Consider the following 20630-nt stretch of genomic DNA (forward strand, 5'->3'; position numbering starts at 1 on the left):
ACTTTATTCAACTATGTGGACTACATGACATATAAATTTTTTTGGGTTTGTCTCGTCAGCTTAGCATTAAGCGCGTGTCAAACTGCGTCTCAATTAGAGCAGAACGCCTCACCGTCCGACGTCATCGAGTCTACTGACGACAGTGACATTCCCGAAGCCGATACCGAGCAACTCGGCTTTATCGATACAGTGCCACCGGTGGATAGCGCGTCTGACACAGAAGACGACATCGATCTTGTTGCTGTTGAACCTGAACAACCAAAAGAGCCCGATGACTTATGGGACCGAGTTCGCGCTGGCTACCAGCTGAATCTGGACATTGACCGCCCGCGCCTTTCCTCGCAACTACGCTGGTTTAGCACGCACCCTTCTTATTTAGACCGAGTGTCAAAACGAGGCGAGCGTTACCTTTTTTACATCGTTGAAGAACTTGAAAAAGCGGGCATTCCAACTGAAATCGCTTTGTTACCTGTGGTGGAAAGTGGGTTTGATCCCTTTGGTTACAGCCACGGCCGCGCTTCAGGCCCTTGGCAGTTCATTCCGTCTACCGGTCAAATGTATGGTTTGGATCAAACATGGTGGTACGACGGTCGTCGCGATATTATTGGCTCGACACAAGCCGCCATTGCTTATTTAACACGTTTGCACAAGATGTTTGATGGCGATTGGTTACACGCCTTAGCCTCTTACAACTCTGGCGAAGGTACGGTTATGCGTGCCATTCGTAAGAATAGAAAAGCCGGTTTACCAACGGACTTCTGGTCACTCGATTTACCCAAAGAGACCCGTGCTTACGTTCCGAAATTGATCGCCTTAGCAAAAATCATCAAGAACCCCGATCAATACAACTATTCGACCTATTTTATTCCCAACAAGCCCTACTTTGATGTGGTGAATATTGGTGGCCAACTAGACCTTGCCCAAGCGGCCGACATGGCTGGTATCAGCATTGATGAAGTTTACTTGTTGAACCCAGGCTTTAACCAATGGGCGACATCGCCAGATGGCCCACATCGTTTGCTTATGCCCGTTTCAAAAGCCAAAAGCTTCCGTACCAAGCTAGCACAAATTCCCGATAATGAGCGTGTCACCTGGGTTCGCTACACGGTCGAAGCAGGCGACAGCCTTTTGTTGGTGGCTAAACAGCACAACACCACCGTTGGCGTACTGCAAGATGTAAACAAGATTTCATCTACCATGATTCGTGTCGGCCAAGAACTGATGATCCCCGTGGCAGGAAACAAGATCGAAAGCTACACACTCAGCTCTCACCAACGTTTGTTGGCGAAGCAGTCTCGTGCGCCAAATCGTAACCGTATTAAAGTCAACTACACGATTAACCCAGGCGACAGCTTGTGGTTGATTGCCAATAAATACGACGTAGACAGCAAAACCCTCGCACGATGGAACAACATGGGGCTTGCCGATCCGCTGTTTCCAGGCAAAAAACTGGTGGTTTGGCTAGAGCCTAAACAATCAGAAACCAGCACACGTAGCGTGATGAAACGCGTGGTTTACACCATTCGTTCTGGCGAGTCTTTAGCCATTGTGGCGAACAAGTTTAAAGTGTCTCTTAACGACATTAAAGATTGGAACCCTAAAGTCAGCAGTCAAAAATATGTCCAGCCTGGCGATAAGGTCACCCTTTTAGTCAATGTGGTTGGCGGCTAATGGCAAGACACTCTACAGACAAGAGCTAAGAGTACGTTTCAAGCAATAAAAAAGGGTTGGTGCAGCACACCAACCCTTTTTTAATATTTTCAATATTAGAATGGCTTAACCAGTGGCTTATTCGTAGCGACACAAGTAAGCGGTGGTTTCTTCTACTTTCACGTTAAAACTAAGATTTGCTTCAACAATAAAGGTTTCGCCTTTGGCAAACGTCGCCCATGCAGATTCACCAGGCAATTTGACGGTCAAAGCGCCAGACACAACCGTCATGTATTCACGTTGGCTAGTGCCAAATTCATACTCACCAACCGCCATAACACCTACGGTTGAAGTGCCATCACTGTTGTCTAAACCAATCGATTTCACTTGATTGTCAAAATAGCTGTTTACGGTTAACTCAGTGCTCATATCGCTTCTCGCTTACTGTGATAAAAAATCTTGTCTGTGACACACCACGCCCCTAAGACGTTTTGTTGTCTACCATCTCTTCAATAATCCATTCTTTAAATGCCAACATGGCCGAGGTAACGGATCGTCTTTTTTCGTACACCAAATAAAAAGAGCGATTGGTGATCAAGTGTTCATCAAACAACACCTTCAAAGTACCTGCTTCCATTTCTGGCATAATTAATTCAGGGTCTGTCAGCGAGATTCCCAAACCTTGCGCTGCCGCACCAGCCGTTAAAGAGCCACTAGAGAACATCAAACCACGACGAAATAAAGAGGGGTCAAGGTCATGCTGCTGAAGCCAATCGTGCCATTCATCTTTACGTTTCGTCACGTGCAATAAAGGATAAAAGCGCATGTCTTCTGGCTTGTTAATTGGCTGCTCAGGCTTGATGAGTCGAGGATGACACACAGGAGCCAACCGTGCAGTGCGCAAATAATACGCCTCAACGTCGTCCCAATCTCCATTACCAAAATACACCGCCATATCAATGTCGTTGGCAGCAAAATCTACCAACCCAGTCAAGGCACTGATTTCAATTTGAATGTCTGGGTAACGGTCTTGAAAGCGCTCCATTCTTGGCATTAGCCATCGAGTCAGGAAAGCGGGGGCCACAGCTAAGCGCAGAGAGCCAGACTTTTGTTGGCTTTTCAACTCCGCCGTAGCGGTTTCCAATTGCTCGAAAATACTTTTAATTGGCTTGAGATAAGATTCTCCGGCCTCCGTCAAAATCACTTTGCGTTTGGTTCGCCGAAACAGCTCCAGGCCGAGAAAGCTTTCTAGCCCTTTGATCTGATGGCTAATCGCCGATGGCGTGACGGATAACTCTTTTGCCGCTTTGTTAAAACTGCCATGGCGAGCCGCGGATTCAAAGCATTTTAGTGAGTTCAGTGGGGGCAAACGATTAATAAGCTCGTCTCCAATAGATAAGAAAGAGTAACTAATATCGTGAATACAGTTCAACTGTCAAACAATAAATCCACCTTAGCTTTTTCTCTTGATTACAGAAGAAGCCAAGGGGTCAAAAAATGCCTATTTACGCCTCAGTCACTATTCTTCATCGCCCAGATTTGAGCTATTAGACGAGGGGTTAGTCTCAGCCGACATGGCACGCTTAGGAGGTAATTTAAAGGCTTCAAATCCGTCCTTTTGCTCATTGTCATGGAAACGCGCTTTGCTAACCGGTTTTTTGGGCGTTTTTTTAGCCGCTTTATTCTGGGATTTTGCACCGGTTTTCTTTGTTGCTGGTCGAGTAGGTTTAGGTGGTTGTAAACCTTTGAATTTGCCTTCTAACCCTTCAACAGTGTCTATCGGAAAGGTTTTCTGCAAAAACGCTTCGATGGCTTTAAAGTTGAGCCAATCTTTTGGCCCTACCAGTGAATAAGCGTCACCTTTAAACCCAGCACGACCGGTACGACCCGTACGATGCACAAATTCCTCTGCTTGCTTAGGCAAATCGAAGTTGAAAACATGCGACACACTGGCGATATCCAACCCACGAGAAGCCACATCGGTACTCACCAAGACGTCAAACTGGCCTTTGGCAAAGCTTTCCATGGTTTTATTTCGCGCACTTTGAGATAAGTTACCGTTCAGTGCTTGAGTGGTTAACCCCCAGCTGGCAATCATCTCGGACAATCTCACTGTATCGCTTTTCGTCGCGGTGAAAATAATCGCCTGCTTAATGGTCTGACCCATTAAGATGTGTTTCAACAGTGCTTCTTTATGGTCTAAGTGATCACATAAAAACACATGTTGAGCGATGTCTGTATGCTCGTCAAAGCCTTGGCCCACGGCAACACGAGAGGGTTCACGCAACAGTTCGTTAGCGATCTCGCTCACTTGGGTGTTGTCTAGTGTCGCCGAGAAAAACAAGGTTTGGCGTTGTCTATGGCTCGCCGCGGCATTAATAGCACGCATGGCTTCGGCAAAACCTAAGTCCAACATACGGTCGGCTTCGTCAAGGATCAATAACTCTAGACCCTCAAGAAAAACATGACGTTGCTTTAAGTGATCGACCAAACGACCTGGCGTCGCAACGATGAAATGTGGGTCTTTTTGCAACTGCTTATGTTGATCGTTAAAGTTTTCGCCGCCTTGAATCAAGATGGATGTGAATCGACTCGACGCCAACAACAACCGCAATTGACCAAAAACTTGCTTCGCCAACTCACGGGTAGGCACCAATACCACAACACGAGGGTCGCGTTTAGACAGGGCTTTTTTCTTATATACCCGATGAAGGGCTGGTAAAAGGTAGGCGAGTGTTTTGCCAGATCCGGTTTTGGATGACGCTAATAAGTCACGACCCGCCATCGCTTCTGGAATGGCACGATTTTGAATCTCCGTAGCGGCATCAAAGCCAAGATGACCAATGGACTTCAAAATACGATTATCAAAACCAAATTCTTCAAATAACAAACAAACACCCCTTTTACACTGTAATAATTCACTCATACGGCGCTAAAGCGCGCCGTTGATAACGTTGTCGTATTATAACCTAGACACCGGTCAATACGTCATTCATCTTTCATTAAAAGATAGCTTTTACCCGCACTGATCAACCCCATACCCATACCTTCAGGGGTTTTAACTTGCCCTATACAATCAGCAATGCCATAAAAGACATTTCGCCCCAACAATGCTTTCATGCCGTAACGCATGGAAATATAAGGACGCTCTTCGTCTTCAAACATCGCCATCCAAAGATCGCAATCTATTCCCAGCACCAGAACATCATTAGTATGAGTGCTGAACTCAATCGCCTTGCCTTTATCTGTCTCAATCCACTGCCACCCGGTCACTAAAAATGGCGCGTCTTCTACCTGTATTCGTACTTTTTCGACGGGCGTAACCAAAAAATACTCGTCTTCTTCTCGCCACAATATCCGGCTAAACATATTGACCATGGCTGGACGTTTGATTTTTCCACCCTCATGAATCCAGTCGCCATTGGCCTTAATAATCAAATCCATATCGCCACAAAAAGGTGGCGTCCATGTGTGAACAGGAGGTAGTGCAGACGTTTTCACGTCAGATAAGCCTTTTAAATTCATGATTATTTTGTTCCTTATTGTCTCTGTACTCGAGTTTAGTCGGTTTATCATGAGCGTAGCGGATTAGATTGCCTCACTCCAACTACAAAATTATTCAACTTGATCCACAAGCCTTGAATAGTATTCACTGTTAGAATGACTACATAAAATAATTTATCAAAAACGTTGACTCTTTAACGTCTTTCTAATTTGAGAAGTGTGACATTATGAAATCGCAATTAGTAACCAAATTTCAAGATCCAACCCGTGGCGTCTATTTTATCGGCACAACACCGCCAAAGTCGTCCCTTGGAGAAGAACAACTCGAGCAAGTCAGCCAAAAATTACTAGAACGCTTGGATAATATCGACGTAGACGGCTTAATTGTCTATGACATTCAAGACGAAACCAGCCGCATTGATAAGCCTCGTCCTTTCCCGTTTATGGAAACCCACGACCCACGCGCTTGGTCGAAACGCTTGCACCAAGCCTCTGACAAGCCAGTAATTACTTATAAATCCGTTTCTTCTCGCAGTTCAGCGGAATTTTCCGGCTGGTTATCTGAAGCATGGGAAGAATATGGTATTCGCGATTTGGTACTCGTTGGCTCACCGTCGTCAAGCGGCGATATCAAACTACCACTGCCAGAAGCTTACCAAACACTCAAAGCCTCACCTCATGATTTTAACCTAGGTGGTGTCACCATTGCCGAGCGTCATGCGAAAAAGGGCGACGAGCATTTGCGTCTGACCAGAAAATCCGAATCTGGCTGCGAGTTCTTTATCTCGCAAGCGGTTTACAACCATCAAGCCACGGCGGATCTGATTAGCCAATACGCGCGCACCTGCAAAGAACAAGGCACAGCACCGAAGCGTATTATTTTGACCTTCACTCCTTGCGGCAGCGCCAAAACCCTTGAATTTATGGAATGGCTGGGCATTTCTGTACCCGATGCGACTAAGCATCGCATATTGGATGCCGAAGCCCCATTAGAAGAGTCTATAAAGATCTGCCGGAACGCACTAGAGCAAATCATCGAAACGGCCTTACCATTGGGCGTGCCATTAGGTTTGAACATCGAAAGCCTAACCAACCGTAAAGAAGAAATCGATGCTTCCATTAAGTTGTATCGATTATTGAAAGCGACCTTAGATCTAAAATTAGCAGAACAAGGTTTGGCCAAATAACCCAGGCCAAACCGAGCAATATCCACTCAGAGTAAGGTTTCTAATTTCTCTAACACATCCTCAATACGAATATGCTGCATGGCCTTAGGGTCATGCACCGTGCTTGCCCAAGGCAGTTGACTCACTGGTTTGCCGTATTCTTTTTCCGCCAAATGTTCATACACACTAACCACATTATCGATGTCCTGATAAGGGCCGGTACGTTTTGGATTAGACAGCGCGTACAAGCCCAACACAGGCGTTCCGACTAGGGTCGCAATGTGAGCAGGCCCAGTGTCTGGACTCACCACTAAATGGGCGCCTTGAATCAACCGGCACATGGCTTCCACCGAAGTTTTACCGACTAAGTTCACTACACCAACGGTGCCTTTTTCGATTTGTTGCGAAAACTCTGTTTCCAATGGCGATGGCCCACCCGTTAATACCGGTGTGTAGCCTTTTTCCAATAAACGCTGAACCACGGCACGATTGCCTTCTAGGGTCCAGTTTTTCTCGATTTTCGAGCCACAAGGGTTCACCACGACATAAGGCTTAGGCAATTTGAACATATCGTCCGGTAAACTTAGCTCACAAGGAAAACGAACATCCTTCACCCCCAACAGGCTAGCAATAGACAAAAACGAATCCAGCACGTGCTGCCCTCTCGGCTCTGGTGCGAGTTCACTAACAAACCAATTTTGTTTTTCACGGGAGCGCGACAGGGAAAAACCAATACGTCGCTTGGCTTTTAGCATTCGCATCAACACGCTAGAACGGGACGACCATTGCAAATGCAGCAAGGCATCAAAGGTGATGTGCTTTAGCGCTGCTCGTAAAGCAAACATGCCAGAAAAACCGGTTTTTTTGTCGTATTCAATCACCTCGACGCCATCGACCATACGCACTAATTTGGCTTCTAGCGGCGCAGTAATCCAAGTAATTTTGGCGTTTGGATGGCATCGCATAAGCGCTTGCACCACCGCCACTGCATGACACACGTCTCCTAAGGCCGACAAACGAACCACGGCAATGTGCTGAATAGTCTCTTGTTGCGCCTTCTCTTGCTGCATAGCGTCCTCTAGGGCTGTTTATACTCGGCAAGTATTATAGAATAGTCACCATTAACAGTCCTAGCCATAAGTCAGATCAATCCCTAACTAATAGCGAGCAATATGCCACAAACTATCAAAGTGTCGCCTACGGTTCATCTTTTGCAAAGCGATGCAACTCTTCCTATAAATGCGTCTTGGTTTGAACCTGATTTCTGGCAGTCACAAGATGCTTTGAGCGGAACAGGCAACGGTCGCGGGGCCGTTTGGTTTATTAACAGCACATTTGGCGACTTCGTTATTCGCCACTATCGTCGGGGAGGCTTAGTCGCCAAATTCAACAAAAGTACTTTTTTTTACACGGGTATAAAAAACACACGCCCTTGGCAAGAGTTGAATTTATTAGAAACCATGCGCGCCTTAAAACTGCCTGTTCCGCGCCCGATCGGCGGCCTTGTCACCCTTGTAAGAGGGTTTTACCGCAGCACTCTGATCACAGAAACCATCCCACACGCCAGCGACCTCTTTGATATAATCAAACAAGGCAAGAGTCAGGACCTTAATTGGACAGAAATAGGCGCTGTGATAAAACGCTTCCACGAAGCAGGAATTTATCATTCAGATTTAAACTGCCACAATATAATGATTGATCGAGATAGCGCTGTTTGGGTCATCGATTTTGATAAATGTGAGCAACGACCCATTCATGTAACTTGGCAACAAAACAACATTGATCGACTAAAACGCTCTTTGGACAAAGAATCCGAACGACACACTTCATTTGATTTTTCTAACGCGCAATGGCGCGATTTTATGGAAGGCTACCGTGGCTAAAAAGATAACAACCCTAGACAAAAGCATCACTGATTTTATGGGGCCAAAACACTGGGTCAGTTGGTTTGCGATGAGCATCGCTTATTTATTGAGCTTTTTGCCTTGGTCAGCACAACAAGGTATCGGTAAATACCTCGGACGTTTTTTACATTTACTGGCCAAACGTCGCCGTCACATTTGCGATGTGAATTTACAAATTTGCTACCCTACTATGACATCCAAAGAGCGCCAGGTGTTGACCAAGTCACACTTTGAAAGCATGGGCATAGGCACGATAGAAACTTTTTCTTCTTGGTTTCAACCACAGAGTCGTTTTCAGTCTAGAATAACCTTTGAAGGCCAAGACGTCGTAGATAAAGTACTTGCCGAGGGTCGTGGTTGTATTTTAATCAGTGGGCACTTTTCACCTCTGGACATTTGCGGCAGTCAAATGCCGCGTTTTATGGACGTTCATCCCATTTATAAGCTGCAAACAAATCCGGTAATGAACTGGGTGATGGAGCGTCAACGCAAAGCCATTTTTTCTAAAACGATTGAACGAACCAACATGCGTGAAGTGCTTAAATCACTCAAACAAAATAAAGCTGTTTGGTATGCGGTCGACCAAGATTATGGCCGAAAAAACTCGGTGTTTGCGCCTTTTTATGGTCGCCAAGCCGCCACCATTGCTCACATCGGACGTATTGCAAAAATGACCAACGCCCCAGTGGTACTATACGATTACGGCAGAACGAAAACGGGGTATTACCTAAAGCTGACCGAAGTTGAAAACTACCCAAGCTCGGACGATGTTGAAAACGCGACTCGCATTAATGAGTTGATGCAGTCCGTTATTGAGACAAAAAAAGAGCAATATTTTTGGTCACACCGACGCTTTAAAACCCAAGAAATAGCGGGTTCACCCTCTCCATACGATAAATAATGTCGCAGGCAGCACCAAGCGGTGCTGCTTTCTGGCACCTTTTGCTATCTATTTTCCAAACGGTTGTAATCCAATATTCCGCTTTCTCTTGGCTTTTGCTGTTTATTCAAATTGGCAATAGCGTCACTGACAAACCAGAAATTAGGATGGGTTCTACGAACGCCATAGCGGTCTAGCAAACGACCATAATCGGCGGCCGTATTTAAAGAGGCCACCTGCTCGGCCCAGTCTGCTATATCGACTGTCTCCACCTGCATCAACACATTAGGATAATCACCCAGCACCCCTCGCACCACAGTCACGCCATCTTCGTTAGGCAAGCGTGCCGCTTCTTCATCTAAAAGACTGGAAATATTCGCATGGGCTTTATTATGAATAAGACTGATGACATCCATTGGCACGCCTTCTTGAGTGATTAACACTGTCGCCACATTAGGTAGATGCTCCAAACCACCACCACCACGAACCGAGTGCAAAGCGAGCAACGCCTCTTGCTGCGGCAAAGACAGCTTGCTCTGTGAGAGATCATGTTCGTGATTCAACACAGCCGCCAATCTAGTGCGCAGTTTCCTGTATAACTCAGCCTGATGATCATCGGTGGTGTACTGAATCTGTGACTGACTTTTTACTTTAATGTAGTCACTGAAAATATAATCCTTGATGGTCTGGCTGGCTTGTCGGTACCAAAACTTACGCACGACTTCTCTGTCTTCTTTCGGTAACAGCAATAAGAAGTTCATTTCTCCTTCCATGCGCAAAAAGTCCATGTACAAACGCGTAACTAGCTGATGGCCGACGTTGCCATACACATCAAACCCGGCCACCAGCAAATAATGAATTCGTTCTAACAAGGGATAATCAATCACCCAAGCGGTTTTAGGCTGTTGCCCCACCATACCTTTGACCACAGAGGCATTGTCGAAATGGCGAAAAATCGTCAGCGCCGCATTGTCGTTGTGACCGTCGCCATTCCAGATCAGATTCAAATCTAAGGGAACTTTGGTGCCTACGTTGCTTTCTATCAGCGCTGCTTTGGCGGACAAATACGACTTTTGCTGCTCTGAAAAGCCAATCCAAGAAGTCAAAGGCAAGGTATTGCTGGAGCCAATCGCTGGCAAATCCAAGTTCTGTGCCTGATCTTCTAAATAGTCGGCTGATCCCTTGTTATATAACACCTCGGGGTCAATGAAAAACACCCAAAACTGCTCATTGATAACATTCACCGCCACCTGACCACGGCACACTGGGCCTTTGATAAAAGACATGATGGTTTTTTGAGAATGGTCTAATAAGAAGCGGTAACGCGCGTGAGCCGGGATTTCTCGAAACGCTTTAAATGGGTTTGTCGCCACGTCCACATGGTACCCAGGGTCTTGGGTTACCTGGTAATCGGTTTCGTAGAAATAGGATTGCCAGCGCGCATAACGGGCCTCGTCTAACTGCATGGCGATGTGATTCTTTTGTACTTTAACTTCTGGGTCCGCCCACAAGCGATAATAAACACGATCTACGCCTGGGTCGTCATAAGGTCGACGCGTAGCAATAAGATCAATAGGCTCACCCGGTGGCGTGGTGGATCGAACCAACTGAAAACGGTGCGCTTCTCCATCGTCTAAATACAAACTGTACAAATACAGGTGCTCAAAGATATAGCGAGAAATAAGCTGTGCTTTTAAGCCCTCACCGTTAAAGCGCGATTCCCATAAAACCACTTTTTCCTCTAGGTCTTTTGGTAAAGGCGCCACCGCTGGCATCTTGCCGCCCTTTGCCAACCAGCGAGTTAATACATCGTATTCGTTTGCGCTCAAGGCAGGCAAACCGTATGGCATGCCCCAGTTAGGGTAATCTTGCTCAAATTGACTGTATTCTTCAATGCTGACGCACTGCTGGTCACGAGCCAATGAAAAGTCGTAATCATCGGACAACACCGGCTGAGTAAAGGCACCTTGCTTGGCGCGTAAGGCGATCGCCCGATACAATAAACTGCCTTGCAAATTAGCGGCAGGAGACTGGCCGCGCTCATTCAGCACAGGATGAAAGCCTTTTGCTCGCCATTCATCGGGGCTTTTCGCATCTATAAACAGGCGTGTTGGCGACTGAGCCAACAAGCGCGTGCCGTCATAAACTAAATCTTTCGAACCACCTCGTTCTATGCCTTCGCTGGCGGTCAATTTCAACTGACAAGGCGCATCGTAACAAGCGTGGCAAGACACACAGCGCGTGTCCAAAATCGGTTTTACCTGCTCATTATAAAAGGCGGTTTCTGCTTCATCGACTGAACTGACGCGATTGCTGACATCTTGAGCGCCAAACAGCGCATCAAATTGTTGGGTGGCGTACACTGCACAGCCCGACACGAAAACCAACGAAGACAGTAAAACCAGCCAACGAGACATAAAACATCCTATTTCATAGTGAGAAACAAAAAACGCCCCTAAAGGCGTTTTATGCAGTAAACATTATTTCATCAATGAGCGATCACGACTGTTCGTCGTCGATAATGCCATCGTCTGGGTAGTCTTCAGACAATTCATAAGCGTCGTCACCCATGTCGTCGTTTGCTAACAACAAGGCTTCTTCGTACGCGCCACCGAACTCAATTCGAGTGATGTCGTACAAATCGTATTCGAAAGTATCGTCAAACCAGCGCGCATCAGAGCCGATTTCTTCCAACTCATAAGTCACCGCATCAGCGCGCACCACGCGGCCGATTTCACAGCTGTCTGGCTCCACTTCTTCACGGTGCAAGGTCACCAGACCAAACTCTTCGCTGATATCAATCAGCAATACAGCCAAATCATCGAGTTCTACTTCTGGGTCAACGACCTCTTCGCCACGAAGTGTCAGCACTCTTTTTTGGAAGTCATTAAAGGGAGCAGGATGGGCAAAATCACTGATATCTTCTAAAAAGAGGATTTGATAGCCATTAAGACGAACACTGTCGTCGACCAATTGGAGCAGAACCATTTCTTCGTTGGCATCCACAACAAAACCGTCGGTCCAACTTTCTGGTCCGTCCAACTCTTCACGAAAAATGCGAACTACATTGTTTCGAGTGCGGGCTTTTTCCAATTCGATGAGCATATCGGCTCCCTAAAAAAACGTAAAAAATAAACTTACGCTAGTGTAAACCCAGCCAGCGTAAGGAACAACTACTCATACCGCATTACACTAATACAATACCGCGTGCCAATTTTCGATCATGGCGATCAAGTCGTCCAAACCACACTCGGCCTGAATGCCATCAGTGGAGGTTTGGTAAAAACTTTCTTGAGTATCGAACATGGCTTTAATTTCTTCTTCTGCCGAATCCAAGTCAATCTGACGAGAGACCGAAATCCCCTCTTCGCTGACGATCACATCAAAGGGACCGTGTTTGAACGTGGTACTTTCTTTTTCGTTTTCGGCCAAACGCGCCGCCAACAATACGCGCTGAATGCTTTCTAAGTCGCGAACGTATTCCGTCACCCATTCGCCAATCGCGGCAAATTCGTACCCGGTGTAAATTCGATAATGATTTTCGTCCTGATCAAACGCAATTTCATAATCCATGATCCTGAACCTCACTGTTTATTATCTGTGTTCTCAATTTCACTGGCATCAAGGGTATCGCTGTCTGCCTTGTTTTTTTGTGCTTGTCGATAAGCGAGATTGCTTGCTTGTTGACGTTGAGGCACCGCCGCTGCCAAACGCGCCAAACGGGCGGCTTCTTTTTTCGCTTTCGCTTCTTCGACTAGGCGCTCTTCGTGGGCGATCATCTCTGGGGTTTCCATCACATAAGGCCCAATGGCGCCGGTTCTCACGTCACTTAAAAACACTTCGGCAGACTTGTGCATGTCGACCTTACCGCCAGAGCGCAAAGCGCCTCGCTTGGAACCAATCACTTTTAATACATCGTAAGCGTCCGTCGACATGTTCTTAAGTTTATAACGCGACACCAGGGCGTCGGTGTAATCCGTCATGAAAAACTTCAAACCAACCAAAGCAACGTCTTCATAATCGATCGCGGTATCACGCACCGCGCCAGTCACGGCTAATCGATAACTGGCATCGGGGTTTTCAATCTTAGGCCACAAAATCCCTGGGGTGTCTAATATCTGAAAGCCGTTGGTCACTTTCAATTTTTGCTGGGATTTGGTCACCGCGGGTTCATTGCCCACTTTAGCGACTCGCTTGCCAAGCAAGGCATTCATCAAACTGGATTTGCCCACGTTTGGAATGCCGGCAATCATGGCGCGAATGGGTTTTTCGGCGCTACCCCGATGGGGCACCATTTGGCTAACCCATTGGCTAATTTTGGCAACATCGGCTTTATCTAGTGTAGAAAAAGGATGCGCCATAATGGTCGCATTGCCTTGCCAATGTGTCAGCCATAGATCTAAGCGTTCGCGGTCGGCCAAATCTTTTTTATTCAATAAGCGCAATACCGGCACTTCGCCACGTAACGTATTGAGCATGGGGTTTTGGCTGGAGTCAGGAATACGGGCATCCAACACTTCAATCACAATATCAACTTGTGTCATTACGTCTTCAATTTCTCGACGCGCTTTATTCATGTGCCCTGGATACCACTGAACGCTCACCCTAAAACTCCTCTTTTTTGCCCTAGATATTTTCGGTGGCGGATTCTACCACAGCTTACAATAAGAAAGAGAAAATACTCTGGTTAACTCTCAATCTATTATCACGAACACAACGCGCTTTATTTTATTAAAGCAGGTTATTCCATGAAAAGAATGAATATCGACACAAGGGACTGGATTTAATCTGATTCAAATCAAGGTAAGTCAGCGCAATCTATCTATACTCGTTTATTCCAGAGTAAGCGCAGGCGAGGAATCTGCACCGAGCCAAGGGCGCGAATCTGGTTGTTCTCTCGATTGGACCGACAACGGAATCTTTGTCATATGGTCTGTTAGCCGAGGCTGTGTGTGGCCTCGGCTTTTTTATGCCTGATGCCTACCCTTTCGCCAATCTTACTGTCTTTTTAGGTGCTTTTTTGCAAAAATACCCCTTCACTGATGTATTGGGTACAAAAAGACACAATGAAAATACAGCTTATTATACTTTATTGTTTCAGCTTGTTCTTATGGACAAATGCCCACGCCACGACGTTAAGAATGGCATTCGATGCCGATCCGATCTCCCTCGACCCTCACGAACAATTGTCTGAGGGCACCTTACAGTTTTCCCATTTGGTGTTTGACCCCTTACTACGCTGGACAAAAGACGGCCAATTCGAGGCGCGTCTTGCGACTCATTGGGAACGTATCGATGACCAAACCATGCGTTTTTATCTGCGAGAAAACGTCACTTTCCGTACTGGTCACCCTTTTTCAGCCGACGACGTTATCTACACCATTCAACGGCTTAAAAAATCCCCCGATTTTCGCGCCATGTTCGATACGGTAGAAACCGTGACAAAAGTGAATGACTTCGCAATCGATGTCCACACCGTTCACCCCAACCCCTTATTGCTTAATATCATGGCGTACGTCTTCCCTTTAGACCGCCTGTTTTATGCGGGCAAAGATCAAATCATCAAATACGGCGACTCTTTTGCCTCCCACAATGTATCGGGCACCGGCCCCTTCATTCTTGAAAGCAGAGAACTAGGCTCCAAGATGGTACTCAATCGTAACCCAAATTATTGGGATGCGGCGTCAAAAGGCAACGTCGATCACATCATCATGACGCCTATTCGTGCGGACTCCACCCGTTTAGCCGCGCTCTTATCGGATGACGTTGATTTTATTTCTCCTGTCTCTCCTATTGATATCAAACGCGCCAAACTGTCTGATGACATCCAGTTAGTCACCATACCGAGCACCAGTATTTTATTGCTGCACATGAACCAACAAAGACGTGAAGAATTTCGCGACGTACGCGTCAGAGAAGCGATTAACTTGGCCATTAACCAAACGTTAATTGTTGAGAAGATACTTAAAAACTATGCGACACCTGCCGGTCAACTGAGTCACCCGCGTTTTTTAGGCCATCAAGAAGCACTCATTCCTAAATACGATCTCGACAAAGCGAAGCAGTTGATGAAACAGGCAGGCTATGAAAAAGGCTTTAGAGTCAGTATGATGGCGCCGAATAATCGCTATATTAATGATGAGATTGTCGCGCAAGCCATCGCCGCCATGTTGGCAAAAATCAACATCACGGTGGATTTGAAAACCTTACCGAAAGCGCAGTACTTTAAAGAGTTCTCGCTCAAAAGTGCCGACATTATGACCCTAGGCTGGCAATCTGACACCATGGATTCGAACAATATTTTTGAGTTTGTGATCGCCTGCATCGATGAGAAAACTGGCATGGGCGCCTACAACGCCAGCCAATATTGTCAACCCGAAATTGACCAACGCATTAAACAAGCTAACCGTGAAATGATCCCAGAAAAACGCCAACGCCTGCTGCAAGAGATTGAAACTATTTTGTACCGAGAAGCGGCCATCGTGCCTCTGTATTGGCAATCTATTATTTGGGCGGCAAAAAATGACGTTCATGTTGGTGACATCATCAATGACCAAAATAACCCTTATCTGGGGGACTTGTTCATTGAAACTCGATAACGCGGCCCTTCGTAACAACCCGTTCATCGCCCCACTTATTGACTTTTTTATCTGTAGGAAACACATCGCCTAATGTTAATTTTTCTACTGCGCCGACTGATTCAAGCCTGCGTCGTGATGGCCATTATTAGCCTGATCAGTTTTGCCATCCAAGACAAACTCGGCGACCCTGTACAACAAATGGTCGGCATGTCGGTGTCGGTGGAAGAACGCAATGCGTTAAGAGAAGAGTTAGGATTGAACGACAGCCTACTGACTCAATATGGGCGCTTTCTCCAAAATGCCCTGCAAGGGGATTTAGGGACCTCTTACTACTATAAAGAACCGGTTCTCGACGTTATTTTTGACAAGGTGCCTGCCACCTTAGAATTGGCGTTTTGCGCTATCTTGTTGGTGGTGCTGATCGCGACGCCATTAGGCGTCTTGGCGGCGATTAATCCAAAACATTGGGTATCGCGCATCCTGATGGTGATCACTTCGATTGGTTTATCCATCCCGATTTTTATCGTTGCCATATTGATGATGTACCTTTTTTCCATCGAATGGAATCTGGCTCCCAGTTTTGGCCGCGGTCAAACCACCGAGGTCTTCGGCCTATGGCACAGTGGCTTATTCAATCAAGACGGTTTGAGTCACTTATTGCTGCCCAGTTTGTCATTGGCCATCGCGCTCATGCCGATTTTCACACGCTTGATTCGCGCCGAAATGATGGAAGTACTGCAGTCGGAATACATTCGCTTTGCCTGGTCGAAAGGTTTGTCCTCCAATCGCATTTACTTTATTCACGCTCTAAAAAACACCATGCTGCCCATTATTACCATTGGTGGCATCCAAGCCGGCACACTGGTCGCTTACACCATTTTAACGGAGACTATTTTCCAATGGCCGGGGATGGGATTCTTATTTATGGACGCCGTGAGTCGAGTCGATACGCCCCTCATTTCAGCCTACCTGATAGTGGTTGGCGGCATGTTCGTAGTGACCAACACCATCGTTGATTTGATTTACGGTCTCGTCAACCCCACAGTGCGTTTAGCGAGTCATGGTTTATGAAGCACCTTAAAAAAGACATCCTGCACCCTATTTCAGACACGCGCATGAGTCATATTTGGTCGGGCATCATTGGTGACAAACTGGCTGTACTGGCACTGATTATTTTCGCATTTTATTGCTTAGTCGCCTTGCTCGCCCCTTTGTTAGCGCCTTTCGATGTCAATGATGTGCATTTTATGGATTTGCTAAACGCTGAAATTGCACCGAGTTGGATTACTCACGACTACCGTTTTCTGCTTGGCACCGACGCACAAGGGCGAGATCTGCTGTCTGTTATTTTATACGGCACCCGCTTGTCGCTGACGATCGGGATTTGTGCCGTACTCATCCAAGCCACTCTTGGCATTTGCATTGGCTTGGTGGCGGGTTACCTTGGCGGGCGTATCGATAACTTTTTGATGCGCTGCGCCGACATTCAATTATCTTTTTCCAACATGATGGTCGCCATTGTATTTTTAGCGATTTTTCAGTCGTTATTTGGCATGGCGCTTTATCAGCAATTTGCCATGATCATTTTGATTTTAGTGATTGGCCTAAGCGAATGGCCCCTTTTTGCTCGCACCATTCGAGCGTCGGTATTGGCTGAAAAACAACAGGAATACGTCGACGCGGCCAGAGTGATGGGCTTCGGCTCCAAACGCATTATGTTTCGCCATATTTTGCCTAATACGTTGTCGCCCATCTTGGTTATTTTCACCATTCAAATTGCCAACGCCATCATTGCCGAAGCCGCGTTATCGTTTTTGGGGCTCGGCATGCCTTCCTCAGAACCTTCTCTTGGCGCCCTTATTTCGGAAGGTTTTGCTTACATGTTCTCAGGGTCTTGGTGGATATGCGTTCTTCCCAGTGTGACCTTGATCATTCTTATTTTGGCGATGAATTTACTGGGCGATTGGCTACGTGATCACCTGAATCCAAAGGTGTACAAAGACTAAAATGAATTTATTAAGCGTCAGTCACTTACACGTGAATTTTCAAGTTAAGCAGCATTCGCTGCCGGCGTTGATCGATGTCAGCTTTACACTTAATCGTGGCGAGCGCATTGCTATTGTCGGCGAATCTGGTGCCGGTAAATCCGTCTTAGGGTTTTCCATTGTGAACCTCATCAGCAAGCCGGGTTACATCAAATCGGGCTCGGTCAAGCTGGACAACAAAGAGCTAACCAAGATGAACTTGCGCCAGCTGCAAGAGGTGCGCGGCAAACGCATCGCGATGATTTTCCAAGACCCCATGATGACGCTCAATCCAGTACTGACCATAGGCCAACAGCTGGTTGAAACCATTCGCAGCCACACTAAAATCAATTACAAAGACGCCAGAAACATCACAATTGAAAAGCTGCATAACGTGCAGATTTCCTCGCCAGAAAAGCGCTTTGATCAATACCCTCATGAGCTGTCGGGCGGCATGCGCCAACGGGTTATTATCGCGTCTGTGCTCTTGCTCAATCCTGACATCATCATTGCCGACGAACCCACCACGGCCCTCGATGTCACCATTCAAGCCGAAATCCTCCAGCTATTACTGGCGATCTGCCGAGACAACGGCGTCGCCTTGGTGTTGATCAGCCATGATCTTGGGGTGGTGTCTAAAGTCGCCGAACGCACACTGGTGATGTACGCCGGTCAAATTGTCGAAGAAGGACCAACGCTGGAAATCATCAATGATCCTCAGCACCCTTACACTCAAGGTTTATTAAATGCCTTGCCACAAATGACGCTGCCAGGGCAGCGTTTAAATCAAATTAAAGGCAGTATGCCATCGTTAACGGAGCGCCCAACTGGTTGTGCGTTTCACCCTCGTTGCCCTTACGCCACCGATAAATGCCGCCAAGAATCCCCTTCTTTTATTTACAGCGGCGTTTCCAGTGTCGCCTGTTTTATGATTGAAGACATGATTGACGAGACAGACCGTGATGAGGATGAACAGCTATGACCACACCACTCATCCAAATTCGCGGCCTAGAAAAAACCTTCACCACCAACGAAAGCTGGTTAGGACAATGGCGCTTTCGTCGCGGTAAATTCAGCAAACAAAAAAGTCATGTACATGCGCTAAATGGCGTAGACCTGACGATCTATCAAGGGGAAACCCTGTGCGTAGTAGGCGAAACTGGCTGCGGAAAATCCACCCTGGCAAGAGTGATTATGGGGCTTGCGGCCCCCAGCGCTGGGGAAATCGATTACTTAGCAGAGCGTATCGATCATCTTAATGATCGCCAGCGCATGTTTTTCCGTCGTCGAATGCAGATGGTATTTCAAAACCCCTATGCGTCTTTGAATCCGCGAATGACGGTGTACCAAACCCTCAGTGAACCCATTTCGTTCCATAACCCGCTGTTTACTCAAAGCCAAGTGGACGAGAAAATTGAGGAACTGCTCGAATCGGTTGGCATTTCAGCGTCCAGCTCAAATCGTTATCCCCATGAATTTTCTGGCGGTCAGCGTCAGCGTCAGCGTATTAGTTTGGCGCGCGCTTTGTCGGTTGAACCGGATTTTATCGTCGCCGACGAGCCTTTGTCCGCCTTAGATGTGTCTGTCCAAGCGCAAGTGTTGAACCTGATGATGGACAAACAAGAAGAGCGCAATCTTAGCTACCTGTTTATTACCCACGACTTAGCCGTAGTGGAACACTTTGCGACACGCGTTGCGGTGATGTATTTGGGGCGCATTTGCGAACTGTCGTCACGAGAAACCCTATTTGGCTCACCCAAGCACCCTTACACTCAAGCCTTGTTGTCTGCCATCCCCCGTTTAGACAGCAACACCGCCGAACCGATTCGCTTAATTGGCGAAGTGCCGACGCCCACAGAAAAGCCTGTCGGTTGCGTGTTTCAAGCGCGTTGTCCGTATGCGAATCAGCGTTGCTACGAATCTTCCCCTGCAATGGTGCTACAAACCGATGGCAGCAGCGTGGCGTGTCATGCTATTGAGGAGGGTCGTTTATGGAAATAAGATGGCTTGAAGACTTTATTGCTTTGGCAAAAACTCGTCACTTTTCTCGAGCGGCCGATGAACAAAACGTTACTCAGCCGACCTTTAGTCGCCGTATCAAGCTGCTTGAAGAGGAAATGCGCGTCACCCTGATTGACCGCAATACCTTGCCGCTGTCGCTCACCCCGGCCGGGGAAGTGTTCTTACAGAGTGCCGAGTTAATCACTCGACAACTAAAAGACACCAAAGAGCGCTGCCAAGAAATTCGTAAACAAGAAGAATCGCAAATTCGTTTCGTCACCACACAAACTCTTTTTTTGAGCGCTTACAAAGAAGTCATTGCGCCTTTTTGTGAAGAGATTGGCATGGAATTGGACATCAATATGAAGTCCAGCTCTTGGCTGGGCATCGATTTTGTTAACTCCTTGATGGAACAAAAATGCGACGTGATGCTGTGCTATTGGCACCCCGCAATCAACTTCATTCGAGCCTTAGACGACGATCAATACGAGCACATTGTCATTGCAGAAGAAACGCTGATTCCGTGCAGTTCTACAGACGCCACAGGCGCGCCCAAATTTACTTTGCCAGGCGCGAAGCGTAAACCCCTGCCTTACATTGGTTATTATGAAAACTCGTTTTTACAGCCAGTCATTCACCATCATTTGCAACGCCAAAGAGACATTCCGCAATTGCAAACCTTGTCTGAGAACTATCATTCCGTCAGCATCAAGGCGATGGTAAAAGAAGGCTACGGGATTGGTTGGATTCCAAAGCGCCTAATGCAAGATACCTTAAACTACGGCAAAGTTGCCTTGGCAGGGGAAGAGAATTGGCATATCCCACTGGAGATACGCCTGTATCGATCTAAATTCAATCAGAACCCAAATTTAACGCAATTCTGGCAAGCGCTAAAACTGCGTCGACCTGATCAGGTATAA

Annotated in this window: 19 protein-coding genes; 10 read left to right on the forward strand and 9 right to left on the reverse strand. The window is 46.8% G+C overall.

The features are described from left to right. The first annotated feature begins 24 nt into the window (after window positions 1–24). Entirely contained in the window at window positions 25–1671 is a 1647-nt protein-coding gene (locus J9B83_RS08730; RefSeq protein WP_211536373.1) for a lytic transglycosylase, read from the forward strand. Window positions 1672–1788: 117 nt separating this feature from the next. On the opposite strand, the gene ppnP is transcribed toward J9B83_RS08730, so the two are convergent. The 4 genes from ppnP to J9B83_RS08750 form a co-directional block, all read right to left on the reverse strand. Further along, window positions 1789–2079 carry a pyrimidine/purine nucleoside phosphorylase gene (gene ppnP / locus J9B83_RS08735; protein WP_211536374.1) on the reverse strand — a complete coding sequence of 97 codons (291 nt, stop codon included), beginning with the start codon at window positions 2077–2079 and terminating at the stop codon, window positions 1789–1791. Window positions 2080–2131: 52 nt separating this feature from the next. Then, window positions 2132–3082 carry a transcriptional regulator GcvA gene (gene gcvA / locus J9B83_RS08740; RefSeq protein WP_236037211.1) on the reverse strand — a complete coding sequence of 317 codons (951 nt, stop codon included), beginning with the start codon at window positions 3080–3082 and terminating at the stop codon, window positions 2132–2134. Window positions 3083–3169: 87 nt separating this feature from the next. After that, entirely contained in the window at window positions 3170–4540 is a 1371-nt protein-coding gene (locus J9B83_RS08745) for a DEAD/DEAH box helicase (RefSeq protein WP_211536375.1), read from the reverse strand. 98 nt (window positions 4541–4638) lie between these two features. Further along, complete coding sequence (locus J9B83_RS08750) at window positions 4639–5175, reverse strand: DUF1285 domain-containing protein (protein ID WP_211536376.1); 537 nt, start codon at window positions 5173–5175, stop codon at window positions 4639–4641. A 206-nt stretch (window positions 5176–5381) separates the two neighbouring features. Here J9B83_RS08750 and J9B83_RS08755 point away from each other — a divergent pair, with 206 nt between their 5' ends. Further along, window positions 5382–6341, forward strand: a complete 960-nt coding sequence (locus tag J9B83_RS08755) for a methylenetetrahydrofolate reductase (RefSeq protein WP_211536377.1) — start codon at window positions 5382–5384, stop codon at window positions 6339–6341. A 26-nt stretch (window positions 6342–6367) separates the two neighbouring features. On the opposite strand, the gene J9B83_RS08760 is transcribed toward J9B83_RS08755, so the two are convergent. Then, window positions 6368–7390: a glycosyltransferase family 9 protein gene (locus J9B83_RS08760; RefSeq protein ID WP_211536378.1), complete on the reverse strand. Its 1023-nt coding sequence runs from the start codon at window positions 7388–7390 to the stop codon at window positions 6368–6370. Window positions 7391–7492: 102 nt separating this feature from the next. Here J9B83_RS08760 and J9B83_RS08765 point away from each other — a divergent pair, with 102 nt between their 5' ends. Together J9B83_RS08765 and J9B83_RS08770 are read left to right on the forward strand one after the other, a co-directional pair. Then, the gene (locus tag J9B83_RS08765; protein ID WP_211536379.1) at window positions 7493–8203 is read left to right on the forward strand and encodes a 3-deoxy-D-manno-octulosonic acid kinase; all 711 of its coding nucleotides are present in this window, start codon (window positions 7493–7495) and stop codon (window positions 8201–8203) included. Further along, a complete protein-coding gene (locus J9B83_RS08770) occupies window positions 8196–9125 on the forward strand; it encodes a lysophospholipid acyltransferase family protein (protein WP_328797723.1) in 930 nt (309 codons plus the stop codon). Before J9B83_RS08765 ends, J9B83_RS08770 begins: the two co-directional genes overlap by 8 nt. A 44-nt stretch (window positions 9126–9169) precedes the next feature. Here the strand turns inward: J9B83_RS08770 and J9B83_RS08775 are convergent, their stop codons facing one another. The 4 genes from J9B83_RS08775 to ylqF form a co-directional block, all read right to left on the reverse strand. Then, window positions 9170–11521 carry a fatty acid cis/trans isomerase gene (locus J9B83_RS08775; protein ID WP_211536380.1) on the reverse strand — a complete coding sequence of 784 codons (2352 nt, stop codon included), beginning with the start codon at window positions 11519–11521 and terminating at the stop codon, window positions 9170–9172. 82 nt (window positions 11522–11603) lie between these two features. Then, a complete protein-coding gene (locus tag J9B83_RS08780; RefSeq protein ID WP_211536381.1) occupies window positions 11604–12209 on the reverse strand; it encodes a hypothetical protein in 606 nt (201 codons plus the stop codon). 87 nt (window positions 12210–12296) lie between these two features. After that, window positions 12297–12677 (reverse strand): YacL family protein, encoded by a 381-nt coding sequence (locus J9B83_RS08785; protein ID WP_211536382.1) that lies wholly within the window; start codon window positions 12675–12677, stop codon window positions 12297–12299. Between the two features lie 11 nt (window positions 12678–12688). Beyond that, complete coding sequence (gene ylqF / locus J9B83_RS08790; RefSeq protein ID WP_211536383.1) at window positions 12689–13708, reverse strand: ribosome biogenesis GTPase YlqF; 1020 nt, start codon at window positions 13706–13708, stop codon at window positions 12689–12691. Window positions 13709–14245: 537 nt separating this feature from the next. Here ylqF and J9B83_RS08795 point away from each other — a divergent pair. The 6 genes from J9B83_RS08795 (at window position 14246) to J9B83_RS08820 (ending at window position 20630) form a co-directional block, all read left to right on the forward strand. Beyond that, window positions 14246–15703 carry an ABC transporter substrate-binding protein gene (locus tag J9B83_RS08795; protein WP_328797724.1) on the forward strand — a complete coding sequence of 486 codons (1458 nt, stop codon included), beginning with the start codon at window positions 14246–14248 and terminating at the stop codon, window positions 15701–15703. Between the two features lie 72 nt (window positions 15704–15775). Further along, on the forward strand, window positions 15776–16756 hold the full coding sequence (locus J9B83_RS08800; RefSeq protein WP_211536385.1) for an ABC transporter permease: 981 nt from the start codon (window positions 15776–15778) through the stop codon (window positions 16754–16756). Next, the gene (locus J9B83_RS08805; RefSeq protein WP_211536386.1) at window positions 16753–17691 is read left to right on the forward strand and encodes an ABC transporter permease; all 939 of its coding nucleotides are present in this window, start codon (window positions 16753–16755) and stop codon (window positions 17689–17691) included. The genes J9B83_RS08800 and J9B83_RS08805 overlap by 4 nt, the downstream gene beginning before the upstream one ends. Before the next feature lies 1 nt (window position 17692). Next, window positions 17693–18691 carry an ABC transporter ATP-binding protein gene (locus J9B83_RS08810; RefSeq protein ID WP_211536387.1) on the forward strand — a complete coding sequence of 333 codons (999 nt, stop codon included), beginning with the start codon at window positions 17693–17695 and terminating at the stop codon, window positions 18689–18691. Next, entirely contained in the window at window positions 18688–19710 is a 1023-nt protein-coding gene (locus J9B83_RS08815; RefSeq protein ID WP_211536388.1) for an ABC transporter ATP-binding protein, read from the forward strand. Before J9B83_RS08810 ends, J9B83_RS08815 begins: the two co-directional genes overlap by 4 nt. Further along, complete coding sequence (locus tag J9B83_RS08820) at window positions 19701–20630, forward strand: LysR family transcriptional regulator (protein WP_211536389.1); 930 nt, start codon at window positions 19701–19703, stop codon at window positions 20628–20630. Before J9B83_RS08815 ends, J9B83_RS08820 begins: the two co-directional genes overlap by 10 nt.

Origin of the sequence: Marinomonas vulgaris, from assembly GCF_018145875.1 — a bacterium.
GTDB classification, from domain to species: Bacteria; Pseudomonadota; Gammaproteobacteria; order Pseudomonadales; family Marinomonadaceae; genus Marinomonas; species Marinomonas vulgaris.

What these genes read in the sequence shown, in the direction of transcription:
- J9B83_RS08805 (WP_211536386.1), top strand. Translation starts at nt 16,753, where the DNA reads ATGAAGCACCTTAAAAAAGACATCCTGCACCCTATTTCAGACACGCGC.
- J9B83_RS08810 (WP_211536387.1), top strand. Translation starts at nt 17,693, where the DNA reads ATGAATTTATTAAGCGTCAGTCACTTACACGTGAATTTTCAAGTTAAG.
- J9B83_RS08815 (WP_211536388.1), top strand. Translation starts at nt 18,688, where the DNA reads ATGACCACACCACTCATCCAAATTCGCGGCCTAGAAAAAACCTTCACC.
- J9B83_RS08760 (WP_211536378.1), bottom strand. Translation starts at nt 7,390, where the DNA reads ATGCAGCAAGAGAAGGCGCAACAAGAGACTATTCAGCACATTGCCGTG.
- J9B83_RS08785 (WP_211536382.1), bottom strand. Translation starts at nt 12,677, where the DNA reads ATGGATTATGAAATTGCGTTTGATCAGGACGAAAATCATTATCGAATT.
- J9B83_RS08750 (WP_211536376.1), bottom strand. Translation starts at nt 5,175, where the DNA reads ATGAATTTAAAAGGCTTATCTGACGTGAAAACGTCTGCACTACCTCCT.
- J9B83_RS08780 (WP_211536381.1), bottom strand. Translation starts at nt 12,209, where the DNA reads ATGCTCATCGAATTGGAAAAAGCCCGCACTCGAAACAATGTAGTTCGC.
- J9B83_RS08820 (WP_211536389.1), top strand. Translation starts at nt 19,701, where the DNA reads ATGGAAATAAGATGGCTTGAAGACTTTATTGCTTTGGCAAAAACTCGT.
- J9B83_RS08765 (WP_211536379.1), top strand. Translation starts at nt 7,493, where the DNA reads ATGCCACAAACTATCAAAGTGTCGCCTACGGTTCATCTTTTGCAAAGC.
- J9B83_RS08755 (WP_211536377.1), top strand. Translation starts at nt 5,382, where the DNA reads ATGAAATCGCAATTAGTAACCAAATTTCAAGATCCAACCCGTGGCGTC.
- J9B83_RS08730 (WP_211536373.1), top strand. Translation starts at nt 25, where the DNA reads ATGACATATAAATTTTTTTGGGTTTGTCTCGTCAGCTTAGCATTAAGC.
- ppnP (WP_211536374.1), bottom strand. Translation starts at nt 2,079, where the DNA reads ATGAGCACTGAGTTAACCGTAAACAGCTATTTTGACAATCAAGTGAAA.
- J9B83_RS08775 (WP_211536380.1), bottom strand. Translation starts at nt 11,521, where the DNA reads ATGTCTCGTTGGCTGGTTTTACTGTCTTCGTTGGTTTTCGTGTCGGGC.
- J9B83_RS08795 (WP_328797724.1), top strand. Translation starts at nt 14,246, where the DNA reads ATGGCATTCGATGCCGATCCGATCTCCCTCGACCCTCACGAACAATTG.
- J9B83_RS08800 (WP_211536385.1), top strand. Translation starts at nt 15,776, where the DNA reads ATGTTAATTTTTCTACTGCGCCGACTGATTCAAGCCTGCGTCGTGATG.